Origin of the sequence: Massilia sp. (assembly GCF_031995545.1) — a bacterium.
GTDB lineage: Bacteria > Pseudomonadota > Gammaproteobacteria > Burkholderiales > Burkholderiaceae_D > Telluria.
In genome coordinates this window covers 1-22412 of record NZ_DAMAGA010000017.1, presented here as the reverse complement: position 1 = coordinate 22412, position 22412 = coordinate 1, and the positions used below count along the sequence as shown (strand labels likewise).

Sequence of the window (22412 nt, the reverse complement as noted above, 5' to 3'; positions counted from 1 at the left end):
AGAAACAATGAAAGCAATCTTCAAGCTGGGCGCGCTGGCGACGGCCGCCCTGCTGGCGTGCGCACCCGCGCAAGCCGCCGGACAAACCGACGCCACCGCACCGGCAGCCAGCGCCGCCGACAGCCAGGCTTCGCGCCAGATCAACAAGCTGGCCGACGAATACTATGAAGCTTATGTGCGCTTCGAGCCGGTATGGGCGACCGAGAGCGGCGACGGCCGCTTCTTCGATCAGCTCGGGCTGTCGATCGCGCCGAAAAACCGCAACCGCCAATTGGCGCTGTACCGCGGCTACCAGAAGCGCCTGCAGGCGATCCCGCGCGCCAACCTGAACCCGCGCGACCAGGCCAGCTACGACATCCTGCAGTTCGAACTCAACGCCGCGCTGCGCCTGGGCGCCTTCCCCGAGCACCTGCTGCCGCTGGACCAGATGTTCAACATGCCGGCCTTCCTGGCCAACTACGCCGGCGGCCAGGGCGCCCAGCCGCTGCTCACGCCCCAGGACTACCGCGCCTACCTGAGCCGCCTGTCGCAGCTGGCGCCGTACATCGACCAGGCGATTACCAATATGCGCGAAGGCGTCCGGCGCGGCATCGTGCATCCGCGCGAGCCGATGCAGTCGCTGCTGCCGCAGCTGAAGCAGCTGGTGGCGGCGACGCCCGAAGCCAGTATCTTCTACACGCCGATCAAGAACCTGCCGGCCGACTTCTCCGCAGAAGACAAGGCCAGGCTGACCGCCGACTATCGCAAGACGCTGGCCGACAAGCTCAATCCGGCGCTGGCGCGCCTGGCGAAATACGTCGAGCAGAGCTACCTGCCGTTCACCCGCACCAGCGCCGGCTGGAACGCGCTGCCGAACGGCGCGGCCTGGTACGCGGCACGCGTCGCGGCGATGACCACCACCACATTGAGCCCGGCCCAGATCCACGAGATCGGCCTGAAGGAAGTGGCGCGCATCCAGGGCGAGTACGGCAAGATCGGCCCCAAGATGGGTTACGACGGTCCTGCCGCCGGCCTGCCGCGCTGGGTATCGGAACAGCCGAAATATAAACCGTTTACCTCGGACCAGCAGGTGATCGACGTCTTCAAGCAGCTCGACGCCACCGTGCGCACCAAGCTGCCGGCGCTGTTCACCCTGATGCCGAAGGCGCCGCTCGAAGTGCGGCTGGAGCCGGAACTGACGCGCGAGACCGCGTCGGATCACTACACTTCGCCGGCCGCCGACGGTTCGCGTCCGGGCGTGTTCTGGTCGGTGGTGAACGATCCGAAACAGTACGGCAAGACCGGCATGGTCACCCTGTACCTGCACGAAGGCCAGCCGGGCCACCACTTCCACCTGGCGCTGACCCAGGAACTGGGCCTGCCCAACTTCAGGAAGTTCGGCGGCAACACCGCCTTCACCGAAGGCTGGGCGCTGTACGCCGAGACGCTGGGCAAAGAGATGGGCCTGTTCGACCAGCCCGAGGATTACTTTGGCCACCTGAACGACGAAATGCTGCGCGCCGCGCGCCTGGTGGTCGACACCGGCATGCACAGCAAAGGCTGGAGCCGCGAGCAGGCGATCACCTACTTCAAGGACACGCTCGGCTATTCCGACCTGGAGGCGCGCGCGCAGATCGAGCGCTACATGGTGATGCCGGGGCAGGCGCTGGCGTACAAGATCGGCGCGCTGAAGATCGTCGAATTGCGCCAGCGTGCGCAGGCGGCGCTGGGCGACAGATTCAGTCTGCCGGAATTCCACCGGGTGGTGCTGGATGAGGGGACCTTGCCGCTGGCGGTGCTGGAGGCCAAGGTGGATCGCTGGATCGCGGCGTCGAAGTAGGTTGGCGCGGGCCGCGGCGTTGGGTTTGGCGCGACCAACGTCCGCACACATGAGGTAACCCCTCCCCTCACCAGCGTCATCCCCGCGAAGGCGGGGACCCAAGTTTCTTCGCGCACCAGCTCTGTCTGGAGTGAGCAGCAGCGCAACGGACTTGGGTCCCCGCCTCCGCGGGGATGACGTGCTGGAAGAGTGGTCTGATGCTAGAGCACATGGTACGCAAGCAGGAAATGCCGAGCATGCCATGCTCGATTACTGGAACGAGCGCTGCAACGAGCGCCCGTTCTCGACCGAAGAGTGATCAGCGCTCGATCATGAACACCGGATAACGATTCCACTCCGGCTCGCGATAACGCTCGCAATTGGCGTAGATGAAGTCCAGCACCGCTTCCTGGCTGGTGATCAGCCCCGGATTCTCCGCCTTCCACTCCGCGAACTTGGCCGCCAGCTCAGGCTCCACGCGCAGCAGCTCTTCGGCCGTATCCTCGAACACGTAATCCGAGTAGTGCTCTTTCTTCTCCAGCACGCTGTTGAAGAAACCCCAGCGGAAGAAGCTGTCGTGCGCCAGCGGTTCCAGCGTCTCGACCGCATAGCGCGCCCGGTCCTGGTCCAGCGGCACGATGTAGTCGCCGGCGCACAGCTGCACCTCACCGATGCGGCGGTCCAGCGCAACCTCGTCGTGGAACATGTGGCCTTCGTAGGCGCCCGGACGCGAGCCGACCGACAGCACGTGGTAGTACGCCACCCGCTGCACGCGGTCCGCTTCTACCCGCTCCATGCGCACGCCGTTCAGCTGCAGGCGTTCGATCGCTTCGCGCCACTGCTGCGGCACCACATAGGCCTGCGGCGCCGGCACGCTGACGTCGACCGGGAAGCTGTTGTAGTAGGCGATGTCGCGCTCCCACGGGCTGTTGCGGTCGTAGTACAGGCGGGTGTAGTCGCCGATGGCGCTCTTCTTGTACCTGGCCTCGTAGCCCTTGAAGCGGAAGCTCGACGGATTGGTTTCATCCATCTTCCAGCGCACCGGCCACTCGCCGCGCGTGCGGCCCTCTTCGCGCGCGGCGCGGCGCAGCGCCTGGATGCGATCGGCATTCGCCACGGTGAAGTCGAGCGCCGTTTCGACCAGCGCGCGCATCGACTCGTAGCGGTCCTTGAAGGGTTTCAGCATGTGCGTCTCGGGCATGAAGCCGATCGTGTGGTGCAGCGCGGCGTAGCCGGTCGAGAAGCGCGCGGTCTCGAGGAACTCGGCGATGCCGTGGTCCGGGCTGTCCTGCACCGGGTTCACGTACGGGCAGGTCGGCCAGCCGCGGCGTTCCATGTCGGCGTACATCGCCGGCAGCATCTCGGCACGCAGGAACTCACCGAGACCGCCACCGAGCTTGTCGGCCTGGGTGTGGATCAGGGTCATGGTGTAGCTGTAGTCGGCGCCGTTGGAGGTGTGGGTATCGACCATCACTTCCGGATCCCAGGTCGTGAACAGGCTGTTGAACACCTGTGCGGTCAGGGTGTCGCACTTGACGAAGTCGCGGTTCAGGTCGAGGTGGCGGCTGTTGCCACGGAAGCCGAACTGCTCCGGCCCGTCCTGGTTCACGCGCGAGGTGTCGGCGCGATTGAAGGCGCCATCGACGTTGTACAGCGGGACGAACAGGAACACGGTCTTGCCCAGCACAGCCAGGCGCTCGGGCTGCACGCAGAAATCGCGCACCAGCGCCATGCAGCCATCCACGCCTTCCGGTTCGCCCGGGTGGATGCCGTTGTTGTTGAAGAAGACCGGACGGCCGGCGCGCTTGATCGCCTCGACCTCGAACACGCCGTCGCTGCTGACCACGCCCGCGTGGATCGGCACGCCCGCATCCGACACGCCCACCTTTTCGAAGCGCAGCACGTTCGGAAAGCGACTCGCCAGCGCTTCGTACCAGGCGATGCATTCGGCCCAGGTGGTGGTCTGGTTCAGGTTGCCCTTCTCGTAGGGCGTCAGCAGTTCATTGGACATGGTGGTGTTGTGTGTGGGTGAAAATTTACGATGCCGCCGTCGGCGCGGCCGGCGTATTCAGGGACGGCGGCGCCGGTACGGTGAGTGGCAGTGCGATGGCGACGTCGGTCCCCTCGCCCGGGCTGGAACGCACCTCGATCGTGCCGTGCAGGGCGAACACGCGCTCGCGCATGCCGATGATGCCGATGCCCTCGGACGCGCTGGCGGTGTCGAAGCCGGCGCCGTCATCGACCACGCGGATGCGCAGCGCACCCTTGCCTTCGTCCAGCAGCAGGCTCACATGCGCCGAGCGCGCGGCGGCGTGCTTCATCACGTTCGACAGCGCTTCCTGCACGATTCGGTAGGCCGAAATCGCCAGCTCGTTGGACAGGCGTGCGAAGTCGCCTTCGCTGTGCAGGTCGAAGCGGCAGCCGGAGGTGGTGTCGTAGTGGCGCACCACCTCTTCCACTGCGCCGTGCAGGCCGAGCATGTCCAGCACTTCGGGACGCAGGCGGCGCACCAGGCGGCGGCCGTTGGCGTACAGGTCGAGCGCCAGCTTGGTGATCGCTTCCGACTTGCGCCGGATCTCGTCGACTTCCGGCCCCGGCGGCGCCTTCGCCGCCAGCAGGCCGATCGCCTGCGCTTCCAGGCGCGCCGCGATCAGGGAAGCATTCAATTCATCGTGGATCTCGACCGCGATGCTCTTGCGCTCGTCCTCGATGATCTCGTTGACCTTCTGGATCAGCTTTCGTTTGTCGGCGTCGGCGCGCAGCGCTTCGTTGCGCGAGGCGAGCAGGTCGCGCGTGCGCTCGGCCACCTTGTTCTCGAGGTCGCGCTTGGATTCGCCCAGTGCCGACGCCATCTCGCCGATCGACGATTGCAGTTCGCCGATCTCGCCGCCGGTGCTCACAGGCGGATTGACCTGGAAGTTACCGCCGCGGATCTGGCGCAGACTGCCGATCGCTTCGCGCAGCGGCACGATCAGCGAGCGCGCCAGCACCCAGGCCAGGATGCCGCTCGCGGCCAGCGCCAGCGCCGCCATCGACAGCTCGATCTGGAAGCGGTCGGTCTGCTTGGCCATCATGTTCGACGGCGACATCGTCACCCGCACCCAGCCCACCACTTCGGTGGTGAGCGTGGGCGGACGCGAGTCGCTCGACGCCGATACGTGCGGGGTGCCGTTGTCCGAGAACAGATTGATCCACACCACCTGCTTTCGGATCGGCGCTTCATAGAAATGCGGCTGGGCGTCGGTGGCCGATTCGGACACCACGCGCACCGAGGCGCGGCCGCTGGCGTCGATCACGTCCACGCGATAGATGCTGCGGTCGGACTGCACCAGGCCGTTGATGGTCAGGCGCAGGTCGGACAGGTTGCCCGAGATGACGTTGTATTCGGACGTTTCGGCCAGCGCGCGCGCCAGGATGCGTCCGCGCTCGGCCAGCTCCTCGGCTACCTGGGCGCGGTGCGCGTACCAGGAATACCAGACGAAGGAAGTGAACAGCAACGCCACCGGCAGCATGGTGATCACCGCCATGCGGCGCCCCACGCCCCAGCCGCGCCAGAAGCGCAGGGAGCTGCCCGGCTTCATGGCGCCGGTGCGCGGCGCGCGAAGTTGCGCGCGGCGTCGGTCACGCGCAGGTCGAGCGAGCTGGCCACGCCTTCGTTGATGATGGTACGGAAGTAGCGCGGGAACTGCGGCTCGGCCAGTTCGCCGGTGGCGACGAAATGCGCCGCGATCTCGGCCACCTGGGCGTTGATGTCCTCGATCTCGGAGTAGGTGGTGGCCAGCGCGCCGACCTTCACCATGTCGCTCGAGAACCCCAGCACGCCCTGCTTGCGGCGGTAGGTCGAGAGCAGGATATTGCGCACGTTCTCGGCGTTGTAGATGTCGCTGTCGGGCAGCGCCAGCAGCATCTCGGCGCGCGTCATGCTGTTCAGCGTATGGTTCAGGTCTTCGCCGGGCGAGTACATCTGCACCTCGGCCGCGTCGTGCAGCTGCGGACGCAGGAAGGCGGTGTCGGGGCCGAGCAGCACGCCGACCCGCACCGGACGCCCGTACAGCAGCGCGGCCAGGCGCATCTGGTCGCGCGGCGCCGGCTCTGCGTAGATGGCGGTGGCGACCGGGCGGCGCGGCCGGGCCGTGCTGCGCGAGGTGACGGTGCGCCACACCTGGCTCGAGGTGTAGGCCGAGATCACCACGCAATCGCAGCGGCGCGACAGCGCGTCGCGCAGCGCGGTAGGGCCGATCGCGATGTACATCATGCGGCGCTTTTGCGCCAGCTCGGTGCGGAAGGCGGCGAAGGTCGGCACCAGGCGTTTATACAGATCTTCGGCGATGCGGTGGGTGACGGCGGAATCGTCGCCGGTGATGATCTCGAAGCGGAAGCCCTGGGTGTCGCCGCGTTCGATGCGCGTGGCCGGGGTGGCCGGCGGCGCATCCTGGATCAGCGTGGTGACAGCGGCCGGCGCCTGGGCCGGGGCCTGCTGGGTGGGGGTGGGCTGCGCCACGGCGGGATTCGATGGCTGCGCCGTGGCTTGCGGCGCGGCCTGGTGCGCGGCCGGATTGGCCTGCACCTGGCCCGCCGCCAGCGTGATCAGCAGGGCAAGCGTCAGCAGCGGCGCGATCTGCAGGGCCGGTTTCACTTACGGCTCGATCAGGCCGTGCTTGACCGCCAGCAGGGTGATGCTGGCCTGGCGGTGCACGCCCAGCTTTTCCTTGATCGACTGGCTGATGTTGCTGATGGTCTTGGTCGACAGGTCGAGCCGTTCCGCGATCTCGGCGTTGGTCATGCCTTCGGCCATGAACTTGAAGATTTCCAGGCCACGCTCGTCGAGCTGCGACTGTGGCGTGACTTCGCCGCGCACCGCCATGCTGGCCAGGCGCGCCGCGATGTGCGGCAGGAAGTACAGCTTGCCCTCGTGCGCATGGCGCACGGCGGTGGCCAGGTCGGCCGGGTCGCAGTCCTTGGTGACGAAGGCGTGGGCGCCGAGGCGGTAGGTTTCCTTGATCAGGCTGTCCTGGTCGAACTGGCTCAGGAAAACGATCTTGGCCGACGGGTCGGACTTGAGGATGTCGTGGGCGGCGTCCATGCCGGTCAGCTCGGTGCCGAAGCGCATGTCGAGCACGGCGACGTCGGGACGCTGGGCGGCGTACAGGGCGGCCGCCTCGCTCGGGGTCTTGGCCTGCCCCACCACCTGCATGCCGGCCGCTTCCAGCGACATGGCGAAGCCGGTCATCACGATCGGGTGGTCGTCCGCAAGCATGACGCGGATGGGTTGGTTCTGGTCTGCCAATTGGGTTCTCCTGGCGCGCTGGCCTGTTGCGATTCTTAGCCAGTCTCTGGCGTTTCCTGGCCGGGCGGGAGCCACGGCACAGTTGGGAATTATTTCATACAACGGGCGTGGAAGCGATGGGGGATTTTTGAGGGAGATTGGGGCGGTCGGGTAATGCGGGGGGTGGTTGGACGCGTCGGCGGCGGAGCCGCCAACCCTACGTGGGTTACAAAAGGAAATGTATTTTTCTAATTAATGGATTTGCAAATTGCTAGGACATAGCATATATTTATTCCAACAGCGGTAAGTGAGCAGTTCTTCCAAGGTAATAAAACGGCAGTTGGATAGCCGGACCAATAAACAGGAGGTAGCCATGCATTTCACTCACGTTGATCAAGGCGCCGGCGGCAAGGCCGGCAAGTTCGCCCTGGTGGCCGGGCTGCACGTGCTGGTGGCGCTGGGCGTCATCAACACCATGAACTCGAAGACGATCTCGCTGCCGGCGGTGCTGGACGATACGCTGGTGTGGGTCAAGCCGGAGATTCCACCGCCCTCCCCGCCGCCGGAGCCGCCCAAGCCGCAGGTGCGCAGCGCGCCGCCCGAGGTGATCGTGCCGGAGGTCGAAGTCGACGTGCCGCCGCCGCCGGTCGAACCGCAAGTCCAGGCCAGCACCGAGGCACCGCCGGAACCGGCACCGCCGATGCAGACCGAAGCGCCGCCGCAGCCTGCTGCGCAGCCGTCCGCCAACAGCGGCCAGATGCGTAACGCGGTGCTGGCGAATGCCGACGGTTGCGCCAAGCCGGACTATCCGATGCGCGCCGCGCGCAATGGCGAGACCGGCACCGTGACGCTGGCGCTGCTGGTCGGCGCCGACGGCCGGGTGCAGCAATCGCGCATCCAGTCGTCCAGCGGCTCGCGCGACCTCGATCGCGCCGCCGTCAGCGCATTAAGTTTGTGCCAGTTCCAGCCGGCGATGAACAACGGCGCACCCGAGGCCGGATGGGCGCAGATCGCCTACGTCTGGACACTCGAGTAAATCTCTTTCCTCTTCAGCCCGCCACCTCTTCGGACCGGCGGGTTTTTTTTCGTCTTTTTCAATTAGACGGCGGCTGCCTGCGCCCAGAAACATCACAACAACAAGGAGAGAATCACCATGGAGATTGCAGCCCCGTTGCCAAGCGTCCGCCTGCCGAATCCGGCCACCGGCGCCCTCGCCTGCCTGGTGCTGGCCGCCGTCGCCTGGCTGGCCTGGCTGGCGCTGACGCCGCCGCGCGTTCCGGTGCCGGGCGTCGAGGTGGCGGCCGCCGGCTGGAAGACGCGCATGGCAGGGCATTTGCAGGCGCTGCACGAACCGCGTCCGATCGCCACCGCCACCAACGCCCGCGCGCGCGATTACCTGCTCGCGCAGCTACGCGAAATGGGCCTGAAACCCGACGTGCAGCGCACCACGGTGCGGCGCTCGGTGGTGTATTTCTTCGGCGGGCGCCACAACACGATCGGCGTGGTGCGCAATGTGGTGGTGCGCATTCCCGGCAGCGCAAAGGATGCGGCGCGGCGGCCGGCGCTGCTGCTGACCAGCCACTACGACAGCGGCGCCTCCACGCTGGATGCCGTGCGCGGCGCAGGCCCGGTGGCGGCGCTGCTGGAAACGGCGCGCGCCCTGCGCGCTTCGCCGCCCGCCAACGACGTGCTGCTGCTGTTCGCCGACGGCGACGCCGTGGGTGGCCTGGGTGCGAAAGGCTTCGCCGAACAGCATCCGCTGGCGCGCCGCGTCGCGCTGACCCTGAAATTCGACGATGGCGACGGCCCGCTGCGGCTGTTCTCCGCCAGCGGGGCCGATGGCGCGGCGCTGTCCGGCTGGCAGCGCGCGGCGCCCGACCTGCGCGGCACGTCGCTACTAGCGGAGATGGCGCGCATGATGCCGAATGCGCCGCAGGCCGGCCCGCTGGCCACGCTGAATGCACCGCTGCTGCTGTTCACCGGCGGCACCGGCGCCGATGCGCCCGCGCTCGCGCACCTGGGCGACGCCATGCTGCGCCTGGCGCGTGCGTACGGCACGATGCCGCTGGCGCACGGCATGCATGCCGCCAGCAGCTATTTCGCGCTGCCGCTGGCCGGGCCGGTGGCACATGCCCCGGCCGTTACCTGGGCCCTGGTGCTGGCAGCGTGCGCGGCGCTCGCCCTGGCCTGGCGCCGCATCCAGCGGGAAGATGGCACCACCGAAGCGCTGCAAGGCCTGTTCGGAGTCGCCTTCCTGCTGGTCATCACGCGCATCGGCACCTGGACCTGGCGTGAAGAGATGATGGAAGCCGGCGTCGCCGGTGCGGCCGGCCCGCCACTGCTGCTGCTGGCCGTGACCCTGTGCCTGTTCGTCGCCGGCCTGGTCCTGCTGCGGCGCAGTGTCGGCGCCAGCGCCGCCACGCTCGGCGCGCTGTTCTGGCCCGCGCTGGCGCTACCGCTTGTCGCGGTAGTGCTGCCGGGCGCCGCCTGGCTGCTGGCGTGGCCGCTGGCGCTGGCCCTGCTCGCGGTGCTGGCGCTGGAATCAAGCTGGGGCCGACGCCAGGACCGCTGGATGCGCACGGCGCTGCTGCTGGCGGGAAGCGCGCCGGCGCTGATCCTGATTCCGCCGGCGCTGCGCGACACCTGGCTGATGCTGGCGCCGCAGCGCATGTACATGGTGCCGATGCTGATGGTGCTGCCCCTGCTGGGCTTTGCTGGCTTGATGCTGATGGTGCGCGCCGGCCCGGCGGCCGCGGGTGCGCTGGCGCTGGCCGGCGCCGCCTTCTGCCTGGCGCTGCCGCCGGCGGTGGGGGCACCGGCGCAATCCGCATTCGCCGGCACCAGGCTCGAACAGCTGGTCTACTTCAAGGACATGAACACCTGGCGCGCCTACTGGCTGCTGCCGCCGCAGCCGCTCGACGACTGGAGCCGGCCGCTGTTCGGCCAACTGAAAGAACCGGCCGTGTACATGGAAGTCTTCGGCTGGCACAGCCCGCGCCAGTGGTTCGCCATCGCGCCGCGCGACGATGCGATCGCCTTCCCCGAATGCTTCGTCCTGCTCGACCGGGTCGGCAAGGTGAGGCTGGGACGCTTCACGGTGCGTTCAAAAAATCGCGCGCCGCACATCGAGCTGTGGATGTCGGGCGCCAAGGCGCTGCGCTCGCGCCTGGACGGCGTGACGCTCACCGACAGCGAAGGCCCGTGGCGCCTGTCGCTGTACGGCATGGAAGACCGGCTGCTGCGCTTCGAGATCGAGTCCGCCGCCGACGAGATCTTCGCGATCACGGTGCAGGAGCGCATGCCGGGCTTGCCGCGCCACCTGCTGCCGGCGCGTCCCGCCGGCGCCGAGCTGTTGCCGGAATATGCCGGCGCGACCCACTCGACCGATATCCTGCGGTTTTACTGATCAGTTGTCATAAAATACCTGCGCACGTCGCGCACGCCGCTCACATGGCGCGCGGCGTGCATGCCTGGATGATCCGCCGCTTCACGCGAGCGACGGCTCCATCGATCAACTCACGCAGCAGGATTCCATGTCCAAGATCGTCTCCTCCGTTGTCCTTACCGCCCTCGCCGCCAGCCTGTCGCTGGCCTATCCGGCCCACGCACAGAACACCAAGCAAGCCGCGACCGTCCAGGAAGCGCCGCTGCGCGCGCACCTGGCCTTCCTCTCGTCCGACGCGCTGGAAGGCCGCGGCACCGGCCAGCGTGGCGGCGAACTGACCGTCACCTATCTCGAGACGCAAGCGGCAGCGGTCGGCCTGAAGCCGGCCAACGGCACCAGCTTCCGCCAGCCGGTGAAGATCGCCGGCGTGCGCGCGCTGCCGGAGAAGAGCAATGTCGGCATCGTCGCCAATGGCCAGGCCGTGCCGCTGCAGTTCGGCGCCGACTGGGTCTGGGGCCCGGGCGACGCCAAGGCCGACCACGTGCTGGATGCGGAACTGGTGTTCGTCGGCTACGGCATCGACGCGCCGGAAGAAGGCGGCTGGAACGACTTCAAGGGCATGGACCTGAAGGGCAAGGTCATCGTCATGATGGTCAACGATCCGGCGCCGACCGCCGCGGAACCGAAACGCTTCAACGGCGCCGGCCTGACCTACTACGGCCGCTGGACCTATAAATTCGAAGAAGCGGCGCGCCAGGGCGCGGCGGGCGCGATCCTGATCCACACCGACGCCTCGGCCTCGTACGGCTGGAGCGTGGTGCAGAACAGCTGGGCCAACGCCGAGCGCTTCCAGCTGGCCGAGGGCAAGCTGGGCACCGGCCTGCAGGGCTGGATGACCGACGCCACCGCGCGCAAGGTGTTCGCCGCCGGCGGCCAGGACCTGGATAAGCTGCGCGCCGCGGCCGAAGACAAGAACTTCAAGCCGGTGGCGCTCAATGCCCGCGTCAAGGGCGAAGCGCGCGCGCAGGTGCGCTCGCTGGACGAATTCAACGTGGCCGGCGTGGTGCCGGGCACCGATCCAAAGCTGAAGGACGAAGTGGTGATCTACAGCGCACACTGGGATCACATGGGCAAGCAGGGCACCGAGGGTGACACCATCTTCAACGGCGCGGTCGACAATGCATCCGGCACCGGCGCGCTGCTGGCGATGGCGGCGGAAGCGGTGAAGCATCCGGCCAAGCGCAGCCAGATGTTCCTGTGGGTGGCGGCCGAAGAGCAAGGCCTGCTGGGCAGCGCGGCGTATGCCGCCAAGCCGCTGTGGCCGATCGAGAAGACGGCCGCCAACCTGAATCTGGACAGCCTGAACTGGGTCGGCCTGGTGAAGGACGTCAGTGTGCCGGGCAGCGAGCGTACCGAGCTGGGTGCGATGGCGGCGGCCACTGCCAAGTCGATGGGGCTGGTCATTGCGCCGTCGCGTCCCGACCTGGCAGGCGGCTACTTCCGCAGCGACCACTTCAGCTTCGCCAAGGCCGGCGTGCCGGCGTTCTCGGTGGGCGCTGGGCACAGCTGGGTGAAGGATGCCGAGGCCAACACCGCCAAGGCCGCGACTTATCGCGCCAAGTATCACCAGGTGGGCGACGAATACGATCCGAGTTGGGATCTGTCGGGCATGGTGCAGCAGGCGCAGTACACGCTGAATCTGGGCCGCATGGTGGCGGATGCGCCGAAGATGCCGGCGTGGAAGGCCGGGGATCCGTTCGGCAAGGCGCGCGCGGCGAAGTAATCAGGCGCATCGCGGAGTCGTCAGACGCGCCGCGACATAGCTTGGCGCACGATGAGGCGAGCAAACGCCGCCACATTGCGTTGCCCTCAGCACGTCGTTCCCGCGCAGGCGGGAACCCAAGTTCTGTTAGTGTCATCGAGACGCTCGCAAATTTAGGTTCCCACCTGCGCAGGAACGACGTTTATTTTTGGGCCAACGCTTTTACTTAGCTACGGAGGCAGTGATGAGAGAAGAAGACCTGGTGCTCGGCGATGGACGCACGCTGCACTTCTACGATCATCCGCCGCAGGGCCGCGCGGCCGAGCTGGCGGTATTCTGGCATCACGGCACGCCAAATATCGGGCGACCACCGGAGCCCTTGTTCGAGGTGGCCGCGGAGCTGGGCATACGCTGGATCGGGATCGACCGGCCGGGCTATGGCGGCTCGACGCCGGTCAGCGGCCGGGATATCGCTTCAGTTGCTGCCGATGTCGCGCGGGTCGCGGACCGGCTTGGAATCAAACACTTTGCGGTGATGGGTCATTCAGGTGGCGGGCCGCATGCACTGGCGTGCGCTGCGCTGCTCCCCGAGCGGGTGCTGGCTGCGGTCAACGTGGCAGGACTGGCGCCGTTCGATGCACAGAGCTTGGACTGGTTCGCGGGAATGGGCGAGTTTGGCGCGGCGTCGCTGCGGGCGGGTGTGCAGGGGCGTGCGGCCAAGACGTATCACGAAGGGCTGGGACTTGAGTTCGATCGGGAGATGTTCACGCCGGAGGACTGGGATGCGCTGGCGGGAGCATGGTCATGGTTTGACAGCGTGGTAAGGCCAGCTGTCACGCAGGGAGCGGATGGCTTGATCGACGACGACCTGGCGTACGTGGCGCCGTGGGGATTCGATTGCGCGCGCATTGCATGTCCGGTACTGCTGGTGCACGGGCTGCGCGATCGCGTAGTGCCGGCGGCGCACAGCGAATGGCTGGCGCGGCATTGCCGGTCGGCCGAGCTGTGGCAGCGGCCGGACGACGGGCATATCTCGGTGCTGAACTATGCGGCGTCGAGCTTGGTCTGGCTACGCGGGCAAGTACGCACTGCGTGACCAGATGCGGACAGCGCTGGCGGCTGTCCTCCTTGTGCTTACTTCTTGGCGGTAGCTTCGGCGTAGCGACGCGACACTTCGCCCCAGTTCACGACCTGCCACCAGCCGTCCAGGTAGTCGGCGCGACGATTCTGGTATTTCAGATAGTAAGCGTGTTCCCAGACGTCGTTGCCCAGGATCGGCTTGCCCTTTTGTTCGGCGACGTCCATCAGCGGGTTATCCTGGTTCGGCGTCGACGTGATCGCGAGCTTGCCGCTGTTGTCGATGATTAGCCAAACCCAGCCTGATCCGAAGCGCTTGGTGCCCGCTTCCTTGAAGGATGCCTTGAACTTGTCCATCGAACCGAAGGTGCTGGTGATGGCCTTGTTCAGTTCCGGCGATGGCGAACCAGCTTGGGCCTTGGGAGCCATCGTCTTCCAGAAGAAGGTGTGGTTCCAGTGGCCGCCGGCATTGTTGCGCACCGTGTCAGACAGCGTGCCTGCCTTGCTCATCAACTGCTCGAGCGACTGACCGGCCAGAGCCTTGTCGGCGGCAACGGCTTTGTTGAGCGCATCGACGTAAGCCTGGTGGTGCTTGCCGTGGTGGAGTTGCATTGTCTGCGCATCGATCGCTGGCTCGAGCTCGTTGGCGGCGTATGGGAGCTGTGGCAGCGAGAACGATGCCTGAGCGCTTGCGGACGAAGCCGGCGCATTGGCTTGCATTGCTGCGTGCGCGATCGACAGCGCTGCTAACGGTAGGACACAAACGGCAACTACTTGCTTCAAACGGCGCATTGGATTCTCCTCGGAAAGGCGGTTGAACGTGCTGAAAAACCGAACCCAGTGTAGATCAAATGCATGAATGGAAGCGTACCGCTGAGGAGACGCGACCGTGGTGACAAAACGGGCAGGAAGCACTTATCATCCGAAGCTAGTGGAAAGCAATAACGGCACCTGCACAGAGTGCTGTTATTGCCAGAAAGAAATTTATCACTGCTAGAGCTTAGCTTCAAAATCCTTTTTAAAATCAATTTTATCTAGTACGCAGCCTGAGTCCACCTTCGACATCACCCTGAATACCAAAGCTCAGCGATGTTACAACCTCAGGCTCGGCCTAATATTGAATCCATGTCAAATTTTCGGCACTAATCTAGCCGCCAAAATTGCTAAGTTTTAAAATCACATTTTCCAATTTTTTCTATAAAAACTTACACAACTATACCGCATAGCTTGGGATAGTTGACGTATATCCTAGCCACTTTGGGAGTAAGCCTTGTGACGTCAACGGCGCAGATGAACGCTCTCGCCAGACATTCATCACGTTATTAATATCGGCCCTTATTTCCCCTTTGAAATCATTGCTTATAAAATCAACAAATATTTCCATTGCCGAAATATTTTGCTCATGATAACCAATTAAAACTTTTCCCAAAAACACTCGAGCCAACCATTTTTCCGAGACTTGATCAGTTAGCTCTTTGTAGAGAGTAAATTCATTAGTTAGCTGGTTATTAGAAAAAATTGGCTCAGAAGTCTCAACATCACAAATGATTGCCCAATAGAAAAATGCAGCTCCTGATCGAATAATTTTATCTAAGTTTTTGTCCAACATGATTTCACGCAGTGCATCTGCATCTAGCCCATACCCGGAGAAAATTTCCTTCATACTATCGGCTGGGGAATAATCCCATCGTGGACCCACCTCCATAGCTACGGCAGCAGCAAGTATAGGAATCAAGTAATTGTCTGCAGGAAGACTTAAAGAGAAATAATCAAAATCGTAATTGCTCGAGATATTTCGGAGTAGAACCTCATGTGGTGTCTTTTTAACTTCCTCTAAAAATTTCTTGAATACTAGAGGACTTATATTACTAAGCTTCCCCCACTGCAAGGCGTAACGCGTTAATGTAGAAGGGTTGGCAAGAATTAACTTTTCCAATTGCGGCACCATTACAGTTTTTTCGATCCGAATTGGAGTAAAGTCAGGTTCAAATATTATCTGCATTGCAAAATCAGGTTGATTCTCCGAAATTTTCTCCCAATCTTCACGAGTTGCAATCTCCATATCTCGGAGGTGGTAATCCCACGACGGCTCCCCAATCTCATCCTTTAGTTTTGATAGATAATTTTCAATATCTTCGTTAAATTTGTAATGAGAAAGATGGGAAATGCTATGACGAGGAATAGATTCAGTACCGCCTGTTGGAACTAACGCGAGGAGAGAATTTGGCAAAGAAATCAACTTTCTTTCTCCATGAGCTAGTGCGATTGAAGAGAACTTTTCCAGATTCCTGTTACTTCTGCTTATCGAAAACCTTCCGCAAGACGCGATGACTTCGAACATTCCTTCGAATCCTTCAAACGCGTCCTCTTCAGATAAGCCTTGTAAAGCCTCCGGCACCTTTGCATTTACCCAGCTATACTGGGCTCGATTTATCCCAAAAATACCACACTCTTCAGTTTGACTGTCTTCTTGTCTAGAAGCATCCAATTCAGCCCTGATTGCCAGGTTATAAATCATTTGAGCTTTAGCAACTTCAATTCCTGTCTTTTGCGCCGCATCTACAAATATATCATCCATATCACGCAGCACTGTAATCATACTTCGAACCGTAGTAGGTTTTAGATCCAGAGTTAGTGGTGAGTTCAATATTTTAATAAAGGACTTCAATATCCACATATCGACATTGTTGCCCATAAGTTTATCTGTCCTTACTCTATACGCCGCACGCGCATTTCTTACCCAGCTTTCGACCAGATAATCTATTATATCCCCAGGAAGATTTATAAATTTTTCGTATAAAATAACCTCATCGACCTCAGTCAAATTTGGAATTAGTCCAAGCAAAAAAAATGCTCCAGTTGCTTCGACTGCATTTGCTGTAGCAATACGTTCCATTAGAACATTTATTAGCCATATCTTTGAGTTTCTTTGGTTTATTTTTCCAAAGCTTCTTATTCTATCTACATCACCTATACCGCCAATTGCCGATACTAAAGGTTTTAAATGGCGGCGATCTTTCTGATCATCTTCCAATACTCCCTCTAGAAGAAGCCTTAATGCCATGATTGATGTTGGCGCATTTTTTTTCCAATATATAGCATCAATATCACCAAAATTACGCTCGTTTAGAATAACAAGTTCCTGAACAGCCACTGCGAATTCCGAAGTACGTCGATCAGCAATAAATGCACTTAAAAGGAAGTGCATTACTTCTCGCCAGTGAGCATCACAACCGATGTGTTGTATGCGCTCGGCTAATTCCCTTGATGAAACGCCATCGTAAAGGTATTCAGCAGCGAAGAATTCTTGCAATTGTCGAATGTCGAACCTGACCTTGTCACCGTTGTCGGGGGTACTCACTAATACCAATCGCTCGGTAGTTGCCTCCATTACTACAGAGACAGTGTCAGAAATATTTTCCGCTCCTAGGTCTTCTACAACAAATTTAACTAGCTCTTCAAACTCCGCTTTGGTCAAAACAGCCTGAGCTCCAGAACTACGTTCAGCTCGAGCATGCAGAACAAAACCTAAGCGCATATGTACAGATTTTAATAATCGATCCTCACCTCGCAGCAATTCTGCGACTTTTTTGTTTTTATAGTCTTTCATTGCTTCCCTGCGCTTCATTACTTGATAGAAGCTTTGAAAAAGGCGCCACCTTCGCTCCGGCGGCTTTCCTCCATCGCGCACGACAACAGCCATAATATGAGATTGCAAAGGAGTGGTCATCAGCTCTTGAATATTTGGTGATTTTAATGCTGACTCCAAGATTTCAACAAATCTCTCTCCTTCTTCAATAGCACGGTTAAATTTTAATAGCGGCGTTGCACAACGTAAGGCCGTTGGTGTAGACAAATATGCCAACATCACTTCTGCTCCGTCCAGGTCCGCAAACTGACCTGAATAACCTTGTGGCCGTGATGAACAGAGAATCATTGAATCCGAATCGATTTCAATTAATAAATCATTTGTGAAGCTAATGACTTCGCTTGAGATTCTATCTTTATGATCGGTCGGCACCTCATCCAATCCATCAAATATTATTAACCAAGCTTGTTTACTTAAACTATTTTTTAAAGTTTTTTCCGAGATTTTTATCCCTAATTTCTTTCCAGCAATTTCACAAATATAGCTTAATACACCTGCTGACTGTTTACTTTCGCGTTGCGAATGCCAATGTGCATACTCCTTAAGCTCAAGCTGAATTGGAATACGTGCAGAATTCGGCCAATAACCGTCGCGTTCGGCAGCTTCGCGAACTGCAATCGCGGTCGAGTAGATGTGTGGAGTAACATTCGGTCCGTCTGCGGCGAGTATTAAAGCTGCCCGGTGTATTTGAGATAAATATTGGCCAATGGTGGATTTCCCTTGACCCGGGCCACCTTTGATCATAGTAACCCTAGCTCTCTTTGGATTTTTTCCCCATGGCTTTTCCAACTCTGGAATCGTTTTACGAAAAGAATGACGATGCGACTGATGAGCTGCGTGAGTTAATGCCAAAAACAAATTTTCCTTTTCAGAATCGTTGGCGTTATTCCGATTATCTGAAAAAATTTCTATGTATGGTAAATCAATAAAGAGATCATGCACTGCTGGGCGAGTGTCTGAAGAAGAACCAGCCTGTTCAAGCTTCGTATAGGTTTGTTCCGCAAAGTTATGAACGACAAAGTAACGAAGTATTTCAGACAACGTAGGGCGTTCTTCTTTTAATTCCTCAAGCTGATCATATAGACTAGTAAGGACATGGCCGGGAGTTAGAAACTGTCTGTAGTAGCTAGAAATTTCGTGATTTAAGGCCAGGAGATCTAATATTTTCCTTCCTCCCCAAATCGCCAAGCGAGTATCTTTTCCTCCACTGCTATTTTTAAGTAATTGACGGATTGCATCGAAGCTTCCAGTTTCGGGTTTCCCACTAGGGTCTATGTTACTTGCGATTATCCAATTACGCGGCCATATGCGATCACTATTTTCATTATCAAAAAGTGCAATCTCTTTCTTGACTTGCTCAATTAGCCATTTCTGCCCATTGCTGATTCCTGAATAAAATTTTGACTGCAAATACCACACACCATCCCAACGTTCACTTGTACTCGGATATGGAGCAGAACCTTCGAAATAGCCGTCGCGCCCGCCATCCGCACCTGGGCCAAAACCACTTACGCCGCTACCCAATGTTTTTAGTGCTAGTAAATTAACTAAATTCTCGAAGGCCTGTGGATTTAGCTTTGACAGTTCCAGTGTATCCATGAAAAATACCTATAATAAGTAATGTTTGTAAGCAGATCTAGCCCCTATTCTATCCACTGTGCAACGGCTAGAGTGGAAATCCATCGTTTGACAATGAATTTATGCACTGCGCTTAGAGTTATGCACTTTTTGGATGAGAGAAAAAATTAGGCACTCATTTACATTTCTAAATAGAAATCCGATAAGTCATATCATCAGGCAAATCGGGATAAGGGTAACCAGCATGCCGATCAACCTTTCCCGCTTCACCCGGCGTGCAGGTCCGCACCGGGCGGTTCGAGTGGTTGAGGTTAATTGAAGCGTGGCATGCCACGACAGTCAAAGTGGGCTATCGTCACCGCCGTGTTCTTGGCCTACCCGCTGTTGCGCTACCAGCATTGGCTGTTTGCCGCTACTAGCCTTGTAACATTTGGGCTGCTTCCTAGCTTTAGCAGTTCGCGGTAGGTCGTCGTCCCCGTTTTCACAGTTTAAGATGTAATGCTCGCATTCAGCGGCGCATCCACTCGTCCAGCTTATTCAGGACTTTCGGGGTTTGTGCCAGACCGAAGTGGCGTTTCCATTCGATTACGTAAGTGCACAGCCCTTCAATCACTTGCGCGATGCTTCTTCCGCCAGACCGGCGGGTAAGTTGCCTGATCTTTTGCCGAAACGTTCCCAGCGCCTTCTTCGCCACCCGTTTCACCTCACCTTTCAAGGTCGTCCACAACTCGTAACCCAGAAATTTGCGGCCAAGCGCGCTGGTCACTGCGCTTTTCGAGTCGTTGATCTTCAAATGCAGTTTCCCCACGGTTAGTCACCCTTCCACGGTTGCGCTAGGCTTTGCTCGCTATGGTCAGCTCGCGGCGGGACTTTCACCCACAAGAGTGCGCCGATGCTGGGCGCACAAAAAAAAACGGCACCCCTAAGGGTGCCGTTTTCGCTAACGCTCTAACGATTACTCGTTATCGCCATGCTGCTCAGCCGAAGCCGACGCAGTCTGCTGATCCTCCATCGCCTGCAGCTCGGCAGCCATATTGGCCTTCTCCTGCTGCAGCAGCGCCTGGCGCTCTTCCGCTTCCCACACTTCCTTCTCCTTGCGGGCGCGGTGGAATGCCAGACCGGTACCGCCTGGGATCAGGCGGCCGACGATGACGTTTTCCTTCAGGCCGCGCAGACCGTCGCGCTTGCCCATGATCGCCGCTTCGGTCAGCACGCGGGTGGTTTCCTGGAACGATGCAGCCGAGATGAACGAGTCGGTCGACAGCGATGCCTTGGTAATACCCAGCAGCACGTTTTCGTACTGCGCCGGCAGCTTGCCGACGGCGTTGACCTTGTCGTTCTCGTCCAGCAGTTCCGAACGCTCCACCTGCTCGCCGACGATGTAGTCGGTGTCGCCTGCATCGGTGATCTGAACACGACGCAGCATCTGGCGAACGATCACCTCGATGTGCTTGTCGTTGATCTTCACGCCCTGCAGACGGTACACGTCCTGCACTTCGTCCACGATGTAGCGGGCCAGCGCTTCGATACCCAGCAGGCGCAGGATGTCTTGCGGATCGGCCGGGCCGTCGACGATCATCTCGCCCTTGTTCACCACCTGGCCGTCGTGCACCAGCACTTGCTTGTCCTTGGTAATCAGGAACTCGTGCTTGTTGCCGTCCATGTCGGTGATCTCAAGGCGTTGCTTGCCCTTGGTCTCTTTACCGAACGCGACGGTACCGGTGACTTCCGCCAGCATGCCCGCGTCTTTCGGCGAACGTGCTTCGAACAGTTCGGCAACGCGCGGCAGACCACCGGTAATGTCGCGGGTCTTCTGCGATTCGGTCGGGATACGTGCCAGCACTTCACCAACAGTTGCTTGCTGACCGTCCTTGACCATGATCAGCGCGCCGACCTGGAAGCCGATCGTCACGGCGTGCTCGGTGCCGGCGATCTTCACTTCCTGGCCTTCTTCGTTCAGCAGCTTGACCTGCGGACGCAGCACTTTGCCCGAACCACGACGCTTCGGATCGATCGCGACCAGGGTCGACAGACCGGTCACTTCGTCCACCTGACGAGCGACGGTGACACCCTCTTCCACGTTCTCGAAGCGGATGGTACCGGCGTATTCGGTGATGATCGGACGAGTCAGCGGATCCCAGGTTGCCAGCGCGGTGCCGGCCTTGACCACTTGACCGTCTTTCACGATCAGGGTCGCGCCGTATGGCACCTTGTGACGCTCGCGCTCGCGGCCGTGGTCGTCCGTGATCAGCACTTCGCCCGAACGCGAAATGACGATCTGGGCGCCCTTGCCGTTGGTCACGTAACGCATGGTCGCGGTGAAGCGGACCGTGCCGTTCGACTTGGCTTCGACCGACGATGCCACTGCTGCGCGCGATGCCGCACCACCGATGTGGAAGGTACGCATGGTCAGCTGGGTACCCGGCTCACCGATCGACTGTGCAGCAACGACGCCGACTGCTTCGCCCGAGTTGACCAGCATGCCGCGGCCCAGGTCGCGGCCGTAGCACTTGGCGCACAGGCCGAAGCGCGTGTCGCAGTTCAGCGGGGTGCGGACCTTGACTTCGTCGATGCCGACGCGTTCGATCTCTTCGACCATATCTTCGTCCAGCAGGGTGCCGGCTTCGTACAGGGTCTCTTGCGTTTCCGGATTGACGATGTCGGTACCGGCGACGCGGCCCAGGATACGGTCGCGCAGCGGCTCGATCACTTCACCACCTTCGACCATCGCCTTCATGTGCGTGCCGTTGTTGGTACCGCAATCGTCCTCGATCACCACCAGATCCTGGGTCACGTCGACCAGACGGCGGGTCAGGTAACCCGAGTTCGCGGTCTTCAGTGCCGTATCGGCCAGACCCTTACGCGCACCGTGAGTGGAGATGAAGTACTGGAGTACGTTCAGGCCTTCACGGAAGTTTGCGGTAATGGGCGTTTCGATAATCGAGCCGTCCGGCTTGGCCATCAGGCCGCGCATGCCGGCCAGCTGGCGGATCTGGGCGGCCGAACCGCGGGCGCCCGAGTCAGCCATCATGTAGATGGAGTTGAAGGACTCCTGGCGCACTTCCTCGCCGTGACGGTTGGTCACGGGCTCGGTGGCCAGTTGTTCCATCATCGCCTTGCCGACCTTGTCGCCAGCCTTGCCCCAGATGTCCACAACGTTGTTGTAGCGCTCTTGGGACGTGACCAGACCCGACGAGTACTGCTTGTCGATTTCCTTCACTTCGCGGCTGGCCTCAGCCAGGATGCCTTCCTTGGCGGTCGGGATCAGCATGTCGCCCATGGCGATCGAGATACCGCCGCGCGTGGCCAGGCGGAAGCCCGACTGCATCAGCTTGTCAGCGAAGATCACCGTGTCGCGCAGACCGCAGCGGCGGAACGACTGGTTGATCAGGCGCGAGATTTCCTTCTTCTTCAGCGCCTTGTTCAGGACGGTGAAGGGCAGGCCCTTGGGCAGGATCTCGGACAGCAGCGCACGGCCGACCGTCGTCTCGTGACGGCGGATCACCGGCTGCCATTCGCCGTTCTCGTCGCGCTCGTGTTCCTTCAGGCGCACGGTGACGCGGCTTTGCAGCTCGACTTCGTTGTTGTCGTAGGCGCGTTGGACTTCAGCGACGTCCGTGAAGAAGATGCCTTCGCCACGGCCGTTGATGCGCTCGCGGGTCGTGTAGTACAGACCCAGCACGATATCCTGCGACGGCACGATGGACGGTTCGCCGTTGGCCGGGAACAGCACGTTGTTGGACGCGAGCATCAGCGTGCGCGCTTCCAGCTGGGCTTCCAGCGACAGCGGCACGTGGACGGCCATCTGGTCACCGTCGAAGTCGGCGTTGAACGCCGCGCAAACCAGCGGGTGCAGCTGGATGGCCTTGCCTTCGATCAGCACCGGCTCGAACGCCT

14 protein-coding genes are annotated in these 22412 nt (G+C 60.6%); 6 read left to right on the top strand and 8 right to left on the bottom strand.

Annotated features, from left to right (window positions below; genetic code table 11):
• Window positions 1-7: 7 nt before the first annotated feature.
• Together RTQ83_RS13600 and RTQ83_RS13595 are read left to right on the top strand one after the other, a co-directional pair.
• Window positions 8-1819 carry a DUF885 domain-containing protein gene (locus tag RTQ83_RS13600; RefSeq protein ID WP_312515406.1) on the top strand — a complete coding sequence of 604 codons (1812 nt, stop codon included), beginning with the start codon at window positions 8-10 and terminating at the stop codon, window positions 1817-1819.
• A 151-nt stretch (window positions 1820-1970) separates the two neighbouring features.
• Complete coding sequence (locus tag RTQ83_RS13595) at window positions 1971-2117, top strand: hypothetical protein (protein WP_312515403.1); 147 nt, start codon at window positions 1971-1973, stop codon at window positions 2115-2117.
• Here the strand turns inward: RTQ83_RS13595 and RTQ83_RS13590 are convergent, their stop codons facing one another.
• Genes RTQ83_RS13590 through RTQ83_RS13575 form a run of 4 tightly spaced genes read right to left on the bottom strand, consistent with a single transcriptional unit; the run spans window position 2118 to window position 7085 of the window.
• Window positions 2118-3809 (bottom strand): M14 family zinc carboxypeptidase, encoded by a 1692-nt coding sequence (locus RTQ83_RS13590; protein WP_312515400.1) that lies wholly within the window; start codon window positions 3807-3809, stop codon window positions 2118-2120.
• A gap of 25 nt (window positions 3810-3834) precedes the next feature.
• Window positions 3835-5379 (bottom strand): ATP-binding protein, encoded by a 1545-nt coding sequence (locus RTQ83_RS13585; RefSeq protein WP_312515397.1) that lies wholly within the window; start codon window positions 5377-5379, stop codon window positions 3835-3837.
• Window positions 5376-6434 carry a hypothetical protein gene (locus RTQ83_RS13580; protein WP_312515394.1) on the bottom strand — a complete coding sequence of 353 codons (1059 nt, stop codon included), beginning with the start codon at window positions 6432-6434 and terminating at the stop codon, window positions 5376-5378. The genes RTQ83_RS13585 and RTQ83_RS13580 overlap by 4 nt, the downstream gene beginning before the upstream one ends.
• Entirely contained in the window at window positions 6435-7085 is a 651-nt protein-coding gene (locus tag RTQ83_RS13575; protein ID WP_312515391.1) for a response regulator transcription factor, read from the bottom strand.
• Window positions 7086-7437: 352 nt separating this feature from the next.
• On the opposite strand from RTQ83_RS13575, the gene RTQ83_RS13570 reads away from it, so the two are divergent.
• From RTQ83_RS13570 to RTQ83_RS13555, 4 genes are all read left to right on the top strand, one after another.
• A complete protein-coding gene (locus RTQ83_RS13570; protein ID WP_312515388.1) occupies window positions 7438-8100 on the top strand; it encodes an energy transducer TonB in 663 nt (220 codons plus the stop codon).
• Window positions 8101-8217: 117 nt separating this feature from the next.
• On the top strand, window positions 8218-10470 hold the full coding sequence (locus tag RTQ83_RS13565; RefSeq protein WP_312515385.1) for a M28 family peptidase: 2253 nt from the start codon (window positions 8218-8220) through the stop codon (window positions 10468-10470).
• Window positions 10471-10597: 127 nt separating this feature from the next.
• A complete protein-coding gene (locus RTQ83_RS13560; protein ID WP_312515382.1) occupies window positions 10598-12232 on the top strand; it encodes a M28 family peptidase in 1635 nt (544 codons plus the stop codon).
• Between the two features lie 223 nt (window positions 12233-12455).
• Window positions 12456-13307, top strand: coding sequence for an alpha/beta fold hydrolase (locus tag RTQ83_RS13555; RefSeq protein WP_312515379.1), 852 nt, complete (start codon window positions 12456-12458; stop codon window positions 13305-13307).
• Between the two features lie 38 nt (window positions 13308-13345).
• On the opposite strand, the gene RTQ83_RS13550 is transcribed toward RTQ83_RS13555, so the two are convergent.
• From RTQ83_RS13550 to RTQ83_RS13535, 4 genes are all read right to left on the bottom strand, one after another.
• Window positions 13346-14008 (bottom strand): superoxide dismutase, encoded by a 663-nt coding sequence (locus tag RTQ83_RS13550; RefSeq protein WP_312515575.1) that lies wholly within the window; start codon window positions 14006-14008, stop codon window positions 13346-13348.
• A 493-nt stretch (window positions 14009-14501) separates the two neighbouring features.
• A complete protein-coding gene (locus RTQ83_RS13545) occupies window positions 14502-18536 on the bottom strand; it encodes a hypothetical protein (RefSeq protein WP_312515376.1) in 4035 nt (1344 codons plus the stop codon).
• 487 nt (window positions 18537-19023) lie between these two features.
• Window positions 19024-19308: a group II intron maturase-specific domain-containing protein gene (locus tag RTQ83_RS13540; RefSeq protein WP_312515373.1), complete on the bottom strand. Its 285-nt coding sequence runs from the start codon at window positions 19306-19308 to the stop codon at window positions 19024-19026.
• Window positions 19309-19470: 162 nt separating this feature from the next.
• Window positions 19471-22412, bottom strand: a 2942-nt coding sequence (locus tag RTQ83_RS13535) for a DNA-directed RNA polymerase subunit beta' (RefSeq protein ID WP_312515370.1), incomplete at its 5' end; no start/stop codon positions are given.